Source organism: Anabaenopsis tanganyikae CS-531, assembly GCF_029891675.1.
Classification (GTDB): domain Bacteria; phylum Cyanobacteriota; class Cyanobacteriia; order Cyanobacteriales; family Nostocaceae; genus Anabaenopsis; species Anabaenopsis arnoldii.
This window is the reverse complement of the sequence record NZ_JANQDF010000079.1, coordinates 1-11,145: the sequence shown is the minus strand read 5'-3', so window position 1 is coordinate 11,145 and position 11,145 is coordinate 1. Positions and strand designations below refer to the sequence as shown.

The 11,145-nt window shown below is 41.7% G+C and carries 8 protein-coding genes and 1 pseudogene; 2 read left to right on the top strand and 7 right to left on the bottom strand.

Features of this window, described 5'->3' with window-relative positions; all coding sequences use genetic code 11:
- The 3 genes and pseudogenes from NWP22_RS08100 to NWP22_RS08090 all read right to left on the bottom strand — a co-directional run.
- A pseudogene (locus tag NWP22_RS08100) lies at positions 1-309 on the bottom strand (type ISP restriction/modification enzyme); the annotation flags it as partial.
- 662 nt (positions 310-971) lie between these two features.
- Entirely contained in the window at positions 972-1,175 is a 204-nt protein-coding gene (locus tag NWP22_RS08095) for a hypothetical protein (protein ID WP_271731436.1), read from the bottom strand.
- A gap of 194 nt (positions 1,176-1,369) precedes the next feature.
- Positions 1,370-2,587 carry an extracellular solute-binding protein gene (locus NWP22_RS08090; RefSeq protein ID WP_271731435.1) on the bottom strand — a complete coding sequence of 406 codons (1,218 nt, stop codon included), beginning with the start codon at positions 2,585-2,587 and terminating at the stop codon, positions 1,370-1,372.
- 295 nt (positions 2,588-2,882) lie between these two features.
- Between NWP22_RS08090 and NWP22_RS08085 the strand changes: the two genes are divergently transcribed.
- On the top strand, positions 2,883-3,257 hold the full coding sequence (locus NWP22_RS08085) for a hypothetical protein (RefSeq protein ID WP_271731433.1): 375 nt from the start codon (positions 2,883-2,885) through the stop codon (positions 3,255-3,257).
- Between the two features lie 119 nt (positions 3,258-3,376).
- Here NWP22_RS08085 and cobT read toward each other — a convergent pair whose 3' ends face one another.
- Both cobT and NWP22_RS08075 read right to left on the bottom strand, forming a co-directional pair.
- Positions 3,377-4,507, bottom strand: a complete 1,131-nt coding sequence (cobT, locus tag NWP22_RS08080; RefSeq protein ID WP_271731431.1) for a nicotinate mononucleotide-dependent phosphoribosyltransferase CobT — start codon at positions 4,505-4,507, stop codon at positions 3,377-3,379.
- A 4-nt stretch (positions 4,508-4,511) separates the two neighbouring features.
- Entirely contained in the window at positions 4,512-5,237 is a 726-nt protein-coding gene (locus NWP22_RS08075; protein WP_271731429.1) for a DUF2232 domain-containing protein, read from the bottom strand.
- A 411-nt stretch (positions 5,238-5,648) separates the two neighbouring features.
- Here NWP22_RS08075 and NWP22_RS08070 point away from each other — a divergent pair, with 411 nt between their 5' ends.
- Positions 5,649-9,458, top strand: coding sequence for a hypothetical protein (locus NWP22_RS08070; RefSeq protein ID WP_280801714.1), 3,810 nt, complete (start codon positions 5,649-5,651; stop codon positions 9,456-9,458).
- A 57-nt stretch (positions 9,459-9,515) separates the two neighbouring features.
- Here the strand turns inward: NWP22_RS08070 and NWP22_RS08065 are convergent, their stop codons facing one another.
- Both NWP22_RS08065 and NWP22_RS08060 read right to left on the bottom strand, forming a co-directional pair.
- The gene (locus NWP22_RS08065; RefSeq protein WP_271731438.1) at positions 9,516-10,292 is read right to left on the bottom strand and encodes a carbohydrate ABC transporter permease; all 777 of its coding nucleotides are present in this window, start codon (positions 10,290-10,292) and stop codon (positions 9,516-9,518) included.
- Between the two features lie 112 nt (positions 10,293-10,404).
- Entirely contained in the window at positions 10,405-10,953 is a 549-nt protein-coding gene (locus NWP22_RS08060) for a 5-formyltetrahydrofolate cyclo-ligase (protein ID WP_271731425.1), read from the bottom strand.
- Positions 10,954-11,145 lie beyond the last annotated feature (192 nt).

Genomic DNA, 11,145 nt, shown 5'->3' with positions numbered 1-11,145 from the left:
ATTACTACTGGGGTAACCTTTGTTTAACTTTTTCTCAATTTCTTGATCTAAATTATCATCTTCGTCTTTACTTTCCCAGTACCCCCAATCTAATCGCAAAGCATCCTTAACCGTACCATCGGGGTAAACTAGTTTACCATTAGGTAACTTAAAATCCAACTCTGGAATTAGTAAAAAGTCTCTGGGTTTGCAATATTCATTTAAGAGGTTTTGAAAAGCCACGCGAATAGAAGTTTCTTTGCGGGAACCGCCAAACTGAATAATTTTGGCTACTTCTGCTTGGTACTGGCTAATCAAAAGTCTGGACATGGGAAACTAGGGGATATACAAGGGCAGAAATTTCAATATAGAGGATAGCAGACAGTAATTTAGCAGACAGTTTATTAAAATTTATACAAGTGTAAATAACTTTAAGTTAGAATAACTGTAAGTTTGTCATCTATCCTAGGGTAGAGATAAAACCCCCCATGTGATCTATCATCTATTCGTTTATATCCACTATCTGTTGTTAAACGCAAAGAAGTGGGGGATCTTAACCACCTCACAGATCCCGGACTTCTAGTTAAATTATCTTAGATTATCTGTGATGATGTGAGAAGTCGGGGATCTTAACCAAAGTTATCCTAGATTATGTGTGATGATGTGAGAAGTGGGGGATCTTACGCCCCGTCACAGATCCCGGAATAGCGATCGCCTTTAACAGCAGCGCTTCGCTATCGCATCTTGTCAAGATCATCAAATACATGATCTTCGGTGTCAGATTTATCTGACTTTAGCTTTGAGACGGGGGTTTCTAACCCCCGGTTCCGCGTGTAGCATCAAACGGGAATTTTCAACTATTCTGGGTATCGATTCGCTTTCTCATATGTATTACCAAACCAAAAGCGCCCATCCGGTGGGTCAATATAGCCCAGAAGCAGCAGAGAAAGCCGCCAGAGAGTGGATAAGAAAAGGTAATTGAAGCAGCAAAGTCAAGCGTTCTCGGCTAGTGCTTCTAAATGAAAAGCCAAATTACTCAGGGCCATTTCAATCTCGGAACTGTAAGCAATGCGCCGCCATTTTGGTGTTGTGGCATTGTCCATGGCTGTTGTTTCTATGTATTGAGCAACAACCATGAGTTTTTCTGGATCTGTTGAGGCTGCTGCCAAATTGTTTAAAAATTCTTGAGGTGTCATGGATCTCCAACTAATGTGTGACAGTATGGCAGTTTTATAGCTGCTATCAGAATAACTATTCCACCTCAATCATTCTGTTCATCATACTCATCTTTGCCAGAACCATAATTTCTTGCCAATTAATAGCTACTGGTGGGTTGACGATATCATTGATCATTAACTGGGATATTGGTAACCTCGTCTGGGAACTGATTTTACCCTTGTTTGATTTTGGCAAACAAAGATTCATATTCCTGAATTGCTGATGGAGGTAAGGAACTCAGAAATTCGCTGTTCTCGAAAACTTGACGATTACTCTGTAGTAGGCTTCTAAATGGTTCTTGCAGGTTTGATAGGTCAACATGAGGAGAAATTGGGGAATTACTTCTAGTGATCACAGAAATTTGTTTTGCGATGTCTGGTTGCCAACAAAAATCAATCCACTGTGATAAAAAAGTCTCTTTTTTCACTTTTGTAGGGCATACCCATAAGTCAGCCCAAATTGCTGTTCCTGATTTGGGTATAACTGCGGCAAATTGAGGATAACGTGACAAAACCGGTATTATGTCGCTAGACCAACCAACGGCTAGCCAAGTATCTCCAATAATGAGCGGTTCTAGATAGTTTTGGGAACTGTATAATTTTACCTGTTTATTTAATGCTCTGAGTTCATTTTCTAAGTCTGGTATGGTCTGAATATTTTCTGTGTTGTAGGATTTTCCTAGCTTTTTTAAAACCAGACCGATCACTTCTCTAGATTGATTGAGTAAAGAAATCCGCTGCTGTAGTCCATCTCGCCACAAATCACTCCAATCCTGCGGAGTCCAACCCAAACTTTGCAACTTTTCACGATGATAAATAATTACTGTGCTTCCCCAACGGTACGGAGCCGCCCACACGTTTCCTTGAGGATCTAAGTTACCTTGATCATCGCGTATTACCAATTGCTGCCACTTTTGATCTAAAGCGGACCAATGTTTTAACTGTTTGACTTCTTCTAGTGGTTGAATGAGTTTCTGTTCAATAGCTGCTTTGAGCCAGTAATCTCCCAATGTTACTAAGTCAGATGCAACTGCTGGTTGCGATCGCGAAGCGCTGCTGCTACCAGATCGCATAAATGGTATAAACCGATTCCAAAATCCCTTGCTAGTGGGTTTTGAGGTATCCTCCCAAGCTTGCAATTGTTTGAATAAATCTTCTATTTGTTCAACTGGGGCAAAATTCAACTGTACCTGTTGCTGTAAACTTCGGCGAAACTGAGGAACTATCTGACCGGGGATGGAACCTTTTAATAACTGGATATGCAGTTGTGTTTGATTGCTTGTATCACAACCGACCAGAATCTGGGACAGCGCCACTGCACCCGCAGCCAATAAAAAAGAACGTCGATCTATCGATTGTGGATTTGGAATTTTGGATTCTTGATTACACATATATTAAATAAATATATAGAATATACTCCAAGTGCTGATTTAGAGGTATTGTCGGAATAATATTAGTAAGCTTGAGGCATTAAGTAACTTTAAAGTATTTTTCTCAAAAAAAAACTGCCCGTAAGTTTATTATCCTCAAAATTATACTTTTAAGAAACTTTAAGTTCTATTGAGGATTAAATACTTACTGATTATACCCTGATCCCTTGTGGAAAAAATTAAATAATTCAAAAGTATAGTTAATATCACCTACAAATTGAATAACATAAGGAAAATATACGGAATAGGATATTAAATGGAGACATTGCAAACGCAAATTATAAATTTGAGTCATAAGCTTGATTCCCTCTACCAGGTGATTGAAGCACTTGATAGTAAAATTGCTCAAGCTTTCTCGGAATGTTCTTTAGCAAACACACAAGCTGGGAAGAATTCTCTAGGGAAGAGTGATGTAGTTCGCTCCCAGTTAAAAGAAGATATGAACTTACATCCAGAGCTTGAGCATAAGGATGTATTGACAGATGGTATGTCTTTAGACCTGAATCGGCAAAGTGCAGATAAGATATTAACACCGGAAATTCAAATACAACGACTAACAGCACAGTTAACGGCAGCATACAATCGCATTGCTGCTTTAGAAGAACAATTAATGAAAATTAGAATTCATTGACTTACGGTGTTGCACCACATAACTCTCGATAAGGGCGTGTGGATAGGCATTCCTACCCATTGCAGGAGAACGAGTCTCAGATAATTTCATCATTGTACAATGGACATTTTTGAAGTGAATTAGCAATTAGAGGTATATTGGTCTAGTTGAGCTTCAATGGCAGTTAAAAGTTGATTTTGCTGCCAATTTTGCCTGAGATGAGCAGCAATACAAGCACCTCCAGCACCTATCCCTTCTTTGACAAAGCCCTGCTCATAAGCTTGGAGTTGCGGATAACGAGAGTTAGCAAAATTTAACTGAGTAGCAAGTAGAGGGGGGATATTTTTGCCTAAGCTCAGGGCTAAGTCAACGGTTTTACCAGTGGGATCTTCTGCTACCCAACGGGTTGTACCTACAACTACTTCTGCTGGTTGCCAGGACAAGTCATAAGCATCAGCGATCGCACTTATTAAAGCATAAACTGCCAGCATTTGTGTACCACCTGCCAGAAGAACACCACAATGGCGACTAGCTGCGATAGTCATTCCAGCTACCACCACCTGCATGGGATCACCCACTGCGGCCACAAGTTGTAAAGGATCTATGAGGTCAGAGGGGGGAGATGATTCTTTTTGCGCTGGGAGCCTCATCCTTTCCAGTCCGGCTTGTACTACTGCCCACTTTTGTGTATGATTACAAACAGGATGGCTACTGTTGACTTTTTCAGCAGCGTCTATGCCCAAGCCAGTTAAAACTGCTAGAGCGGTTGTAGTACCTCCGACAACACACTCACCTAAAATCACATATCCTTGTTGAACATTAGTAGCCAGGCGTTCTCCCCAGAGTAGCCCTTGCTGGAGCAAATGGTGTACCGTTGTAATTTTCATAGCAGCACCTTTACTTAAACAGTTAGCCGGGTAGCCACCCAGATCAATAACTGGTACTGCGGGAGGCTGAGGTAAGCCAGCATTAAACAAATAAATTGGAATATTGAGCGCCTCAACAACAGCACGAGAAATGATTACAGGTGAAGCGCCGGCGGTCAGCGGTGGTAGGGGATAGAGAGGTTTTCGTCCTGGTCCGTAATATAAAAACTCAGCATCAGCACAAGCTGTATACTTTCGAGCTTCTGGAGTACTACCAGCCGCTGAAATACCCGGAATGAGGCCAGTGTCAGTAAAACCTAAAACACAGGCAAACAGGGGTAAACCACCCCTATACTTAGTAATCCATTTTTGACCCTGTTGGATTTGGGTATAAATACGAATCAATTACTTAACCTTCATAATCCATAATCACCTGCACCCATTGTGGCGGACGCGGAATCGGATTTCCAATAGCGCCCAATAATAGCCATGCTGCCAGGTGTACCATAAACAGGTAAATAAAATTATTGAAGACAATCAAAGCGACTGCTCCCACTTGCACCACAAACAAACTAGGGCTAGCTAATAATTGTAGCCTCAAAAATACCCACTCTATCAGTTCTGTTACCTGGTTAATCACATAAACCCACAGGTCATCACCCGATAACACAGACAGCAACCACAACCGAAAAAACACCCCTAAGGTACCCAAGAGGGTACCCAAGGTAATAGATACAATCCAGGGAACACGACGATACCATGTTGCCCCTAAAAGCACACCCATAAAGGCAAAGGGCATAACAAATAATAGACTACGAACAGGCCCCATGAGAACTGATAGCAGCAAACCAGAAGTAACAGCAGCCATCCAGGCGGCTCTTTTGCCCCAACGTAGGTAAACTAGAGCGATGGGTACAGGAAAGAATATCCGTAATACCGGGCCCAAAGGAAAGTAGAAATTAATCAACCAAATCAAACTAGCAGCACTGGCTAAAAATGCTGTTTCTACCATTCGTAAAGGCGCGTCAACTTTTAGTCTAGGTCGCCTCAAATGCTCTGGTTCTAATTGTTTGTTAATGGAGTCGGGAAATTCCGGGGCTGGGTTTTCATCTGGTAGAGAATTTGAAATACTCATGGTGAAAAAAGTTTGAACGACTTTGACCTCAGTGTTCCGCTATAGTCAATACTGCGTATTTAGACGCTGGTTCCTCAGTCCATGAGCAAAAAATATCATGCGCTGACAGTTCTTGTTTATTGGTATGGGAAGGAAACAAGGGATAGATATTCCAGCCTATTTAAAAATCGGATAGGACTCCTATAGGTTAGAATTACAGGACTTACGTAACTGGCATAATACCGATCTGTTAAACCTACCCAAATTTACCTGAATCCAGAGTTAGCCGGACAAAAGACGACCAAGGACATTTGATGATGATAAATCCTTCTTTTAGACTAGTATATTTTAGTAGGTTTTGTCAAACGGTTACCACCTGGTGAAATGTGGTAATTCTCATGTAAGTAACAATTCTAGCCAAGGTAATTGAAAGTGACTTCCCGCGCAGATGAAATCCAAAAATTAATTGCAGACATTGACAACTTAATTAACAGCCGTGTTCAGCCTGACTTAACGCTTCTACCTGATCAAGGATCGGAAACCAGAGAGGTTTTAGAAAAACTTCGTACCTTCCTTGTCCAGGAAAAAGAACGTGAGACTTTAAATAATCATAACCAAAACCAGTTGAGGGTGGCGGAGGAAAAGTCACGTTTGTCAGAGAAATTTCTCACTCAGGTTGATGGTAATCAGTCTAGCCAAAGGACAGAGCCAAACCAAGCTGACCGGGAACAAGGTAATTTGCTATTAAATCAATTAAAGGGCGAATTATCAACATTAATACAGCCATTACAAGCGGAATTAGCTGCAATGATGCAAGAGCGGAAAATTCTGGCACAAGAAATTAGACAGCTCGAGCAAAGGAAACTGCACAACTACTCTTTAAGCCAGCAGTATGCTCAACAGGAGCAGATGATTTCCGAATTTTTGCAGTTACTTATGAGCCGAATTGTATCTAATTTAATACCAAATATCCTAGAAAATTACAGTAAGGAGTCCAGTTCAAATAGTACTAATAATGACAAAAACACACCCGCATTCTCTAGGAGTCAACCTTTATTACAAACATCAGAACAGACCCAACGGTTAACACACCTGACCAGGGAACTGGATCAACGTCTATTATCCCTTGATGCGACTGTAAATTTCGTCTTTGAGGCGCTACAACGCAATATCAACACTTATCACCAGTCTTTAAATCAAGGGTTGGGGAGAATGCACAGTACAGGTGTGCAGGGCGAGCAGTTGATGACCAACTTTGTGAAAAACTTAACGCAGCAATTGCAGCAACAAGCCGCAATGAATCTGTTATCTGTCCCAGAGTTACAAAAAAATCAATCCGTATCTCCAGCACCATCATTATCAACTCAGGTAAATAATATTGCGCCAGCAGCAGTAGAAGATGATCATCTATCATCTAGTAACGTTGTAGATAGCTTAGAATCACCTGGTGATCAAGTCGATGAACTTTATGCCAGTTTATGGGGTAATGATAATTTAACTATATCGAGGGGTGATGTAGAAGATTTACCACCGTCGAATATTGCACAAAATATACCTGAATCTCAAAGTAATCCCTTAGAAGCAGATGGGAGAGGGACTACTCTTGAATCTCCAATGGAACCAGTGCAAAAGTTATTAGATTCTTCCTTGCAAGAAGCAGATGCAGAATTAGAGTTATGGCAAGAACCGTCTTTTGAGGAAGATACCAACCCAGAACAACCTACTGATTTATCTGGCTTGTGGCCAACAGAAGAGGGATTCACTAGTACTGTTTCGATACAGCCAAGCAGTGCTGATACTAGCCCAGTGAGTGAATTATTGACTAATTTAGATGGTGAACAAGATGAGTTAGAAGTTTCTTCTGGCTTGGAAACAGCAGAGGTTGAGGATGATAGTCAGCAGTCTTCACTAGTGCTGCATGAGCAGGAACAGGAACATTTAGATCACGATATTTCCACAGCGCCCACAGACAACTTATCCATGGTTACGCCACGCCAGCTATCACCCGGGGAAAACCAGTCTGTTAATCCGGATCAGATGAGTCTGAGTCAAGATCTGACCCAAGAATTTGATCAGGATTTAGCCGACCTGAGTGAAATGCTAGAGCCAGATTTCAACTTGAGTCTAATTTTCGCAGCTTTGGAAGATAGTATAAACCAGCCGCCAAACAATTTTGCAACTGCAACTGAGGCTGACTCTGATGTGGATGTATTCCAGATTAATCCCATCTCTTCGCCGCAAACCGAAGCTGAGTTCGATTTTAGCCCCACAACAGAAACACAAGAGCAAGTCAGTACTGAGCACAGAGCCTCTTTAATTGGCAGTCCTAAGTTTGTGAAGAATAAAGATGTGGCGCTAAATATACAGGAATCGATTTGGTATCTAGGTATTGATCTGGGTACTACTGGAATTTCTGCGGCTTTGTTGAATCTTTCCACTGCTGTGGTTTATCCTATCTGCTGGTCAGCAGACAAGCAACGGGGGGTTAGTTCTTTTCAAGAGTCGTTTCGTTTACCAGCAGAGGTTTATCTACCCACAGGTTCTGTACCTCCAGCGGAAACGCAAAGCCCAGAGGTTCAAAATTTTTTGGCGCAAGCTAATCAAGAGCAGAAGCATAATTTTTATTCAGTACAGTTGAAGCCATATTTGCAGGTAGCTATCCCATATCAGAATGAACAAGAAACATGGGAACCTATATTGCAGTTCAACAAGTTTTCTGCGGGTCCTTTAATTTGGGTTGTGCGATCGCTCTCCAAGTTACTGTTAACCTTAAAATCAGATGGCCATAGTACCACTCAAGGTTTAACCGCTAGTGCTGTGGGTTTAAATCAGGAAACATTCCATGAGATTATTAATAAAATTGCTGGTGTCATTTGCACCTGTCCATCTAGCTGCTCAGAAACATATCGGTTTAATGTGCGGGAAGCTGTACTCTCTAGTAAATTAGTCCCACATCCACAGCAAGTATTTTTTCTGGAGGAAGCCATTGCTAGTCTACTGGGTAGACTAGATGGCGCTCATGGTGAAACAGTGCTTACTGATTACCAGGGGTTAAATCCAGCCAGACCTGATGATCATCCTATGGTTGGTTACACCTTGGTGATTAATATTGGCGCGACTACAACCGAAATGGCCCTGGTTAATTTACCAGAGAACCTAGAGCAATTAGTACACGGTGATTTCATGCTCCATAGTTTTGCTTATGCTAGCAATGCCATTGAGCAAGATATTATCTGTCAGTTACTGCTTCCCCCCAGATATCGAAAAACACGCCAGAATTATGAGGAAGACAGTACAACAACCGCTAACAACTTTTGGCAATGGCAACCTACTTTTGCTGACAAAGTAAGTTTCACTAGCAGTTTGGGACTAGCAGAATTAGATTTACCACAAGTGGGGAAACCGGATATTAAGGCTCGGATTCGTCTCCAGCAGAAGTTACAAAGTTCTTTGTTAGGACAGGCGGTACTAGATGCAGCCTTGGCTTTAAAGCTAATTTTACAACAGCAGGATTTTTTTGCTCTGGAATTAGCAGATCAACGGTGGGTATTACAGCGAAGCGACTTAGAAAATCATGTGTTGATTCCCTTTGTGCGACGTTTAAACCAAGAGTTGAAAAAGTTGTTAGCAGTTAGCGGTCTACCGGCGACAGCAATTAATCAGGCTATTTTAACTGGGGGGATGGCTTCTTTAGAAATTGTGAATACGTGGCTACAGCAAGAACTACCTGACGCTAAGATTATTCAAGATTTATATCTGGGTAAAAACGGCACTCCCAATTGTAGTCGGGTAGCCTATGGTTTAGCGATGTTACCTTTGCATCCCCAGGTTTTAGAACAATCCCGGCAAGTATACAGTGACTATTTCCTGTTCACGAAGTTACTGCAATATTGTTCTCATAGAATTTTATCTTTTGACGAAATTCTCCAGCTATTTGAGGGTGATGGTATTAATACGACTATTTGCCAGGAACGCTTATTGGCTTTCTTGGAAGGTGAGTTACCTCCGGGTTTAATACCTGCAACTCCAGATTCTGCCTGGATAAGTGAAAGTACTGGAAATAATTCTCTCTACCAGTCTATTGCAGCGGCACCACTGTTTAAAAAACGCGGAAATATCACTTATCGTGTGAATTTGCCACAGTTGCAAGTTTTACAACCCTATCTAGATGCTATCAAAGCCAGTAATCAGCAAACAATGGAGGAGCATTACACCGTCAATTTCAGTTTAAAGCTGATATGAACCTGCCCGTACTAGTAAGTAATGGTAGCTCTGACTGGCTATAAAATCAGAGGATTTTTACCCTTTGACACCAGTGCTAGTTTCTGTTGGTACGATGTAGCGCTGTAAAAATGAAAATAATAGCAGTATGGGCGCAACGGATATGATGGAACCAGCAGCTACTAAGCGCCAGTCTAAAGAAAATGTCCCGGCTAATTTGGCGACTCCCAAGGGAAGGGTATATAAGCCTTCATCTTGAATGACTATTAATGGCCAAAGAAAGTCACTCCAAGAGCCGATAAATACAAAAATCGACAGGGTAACTAATGCTGGGCGAATTGCTGGTAACATTATATGCCACCATAAGCCTACCTCAGAACTACCATCCATGCGGGCAGCTTCTTCTAGTTCTTTGGGCACACCCATAAAGGCTTGTCGCAGTAAAAAAATGCCAAAAGCTGAGGCTAAACTGGGAAAAATGATGCCTAAGTAAGTGTTTCTTAAACCCAGTTGCACTGTCAATATGTATAGGGGAATCATGACGATTTGAAAGGGAATCATGATTGTAGAGACGATAGCAATAAAAATAGAGTTTCGCCCCACAAATGATAGTCTAGCTAAGGGGTAAGCGGCTAGGGAACAAAACAGTAGATTCAAGGCTACTGTGAGCAGTGCTACTAAGGTGCTATTATAGAGGTATTGTGCAAAAGGTAGCGATCGCCACACAGTCAAGAAGTTATTGATTGTGGGTTGACTGGGTAACAACTGGGGGGGAGACTGTAAAATATTTTCTGTGGGAGACTTTAAGGCTGTGCTGATCAGCCACAGCAGGGGAAACAGAGTTACTAGTGCCATGGCTCCTAATAACCCGTAGATTAAAATCAGTTTTAGTCGTGAGTTGGGGATGTTCAAAATCGTCAATTGATAATTCTTGATGGATAGCACATTTGTAGGGGACGAAATTGGTTTAACTGCAATGGTTTTCACTAATCACAGCTTGTAATGGTTTATCCCAAATGTCCACAGGTAATTGAGGTAAATAGGCAAAATCAAAGACAATACCGATAGTAGACTTACTTACCCATGCTGGAGAACTGAGTAAACGATCATAATAACCCCCACCATAACCTAAGCGATATCCTTGATAGTCGCAAGCCACACTAGGGACAAGTATCAAATCAACGGATTCAGGGTCTACAATTGGCGCTTGGGGATGGGGTTCTGTAATCCCATAAGCGCCAATATTAACAGCATCGAGGGGCGTGCAAAAATGCCAGGTGAGGGACTTACCAACACACCGGGGAAATCCCCAACGATACTGAGAATCGGCAAATAATGGACTGAGGTCAGGTTCTTGACGAACACTGAAATAAGCTAGTATTGTTTTAGCTTGAGTAAATAGAGCAGACTTTTGTAGTTGCCTACAGATGCGATCGCTTTTTTCTCTCCATTCTTCCACAGACATGGACTGGCGTTTTTGAAGTAAAACACGGCGTAACTCAGCTTTATCTAACAAAACTCAAATAACTCACCTCAGCACCATAGTTATACAGCATTTTGCCGATACCATTAAACTAAGCCGGTCAGTCACCCAACCGACTCGTCTACAAAACCGTACGTGAGACTTTCACCTCATACGGCTCCTCAGTGATATGGTTCTTGTCATGAATACCTGTAAGACTTCCATCTCTGGCTGTCTTCTTGTCGT

What these genes read in the sequence shown, in the direction of transcription:
- NWP22_RS08095 (WP_271731436.1), bottom strand. Translation starts at nt 1,175, where the DNA reads ATGACACCTCAAGAATTTTTAAACAATTTGGCAGCAGCCTCAACAGAT.
- NWP22_RS08090 (WP_271731435.1), bottom strand. Translation starts at nt 2,587, where the DNA reads ATGTGTAATCAAGAATCCAAAATTCCAAATCCACAATCGATAGATCGA.
- NWP22_RS08085 (WP_271731433.1), top strand. Translation starts at nt 2,883, where the DNA reads ATGGAGACATTGCAAACGCAAATTATAAATTTGAGTCATAAGCTTGAT.
- NWP22_RS08075 (WP_271731429.1), bottom strand. Translation starts at nt 5,237, where the DNA reads ATGAGTATTTCAAATTCTCTACCAGATGAAAACCCAGCCCCGGAATTT.
- NWP22_RS08065 (WP_271731438.1), bottom strand. Translation starts at nt 10,292, where the DNA reads ATGGCACTAGTAACTCTGTTTCCCCTGCTGTGGCTGATCAGCACAGCC.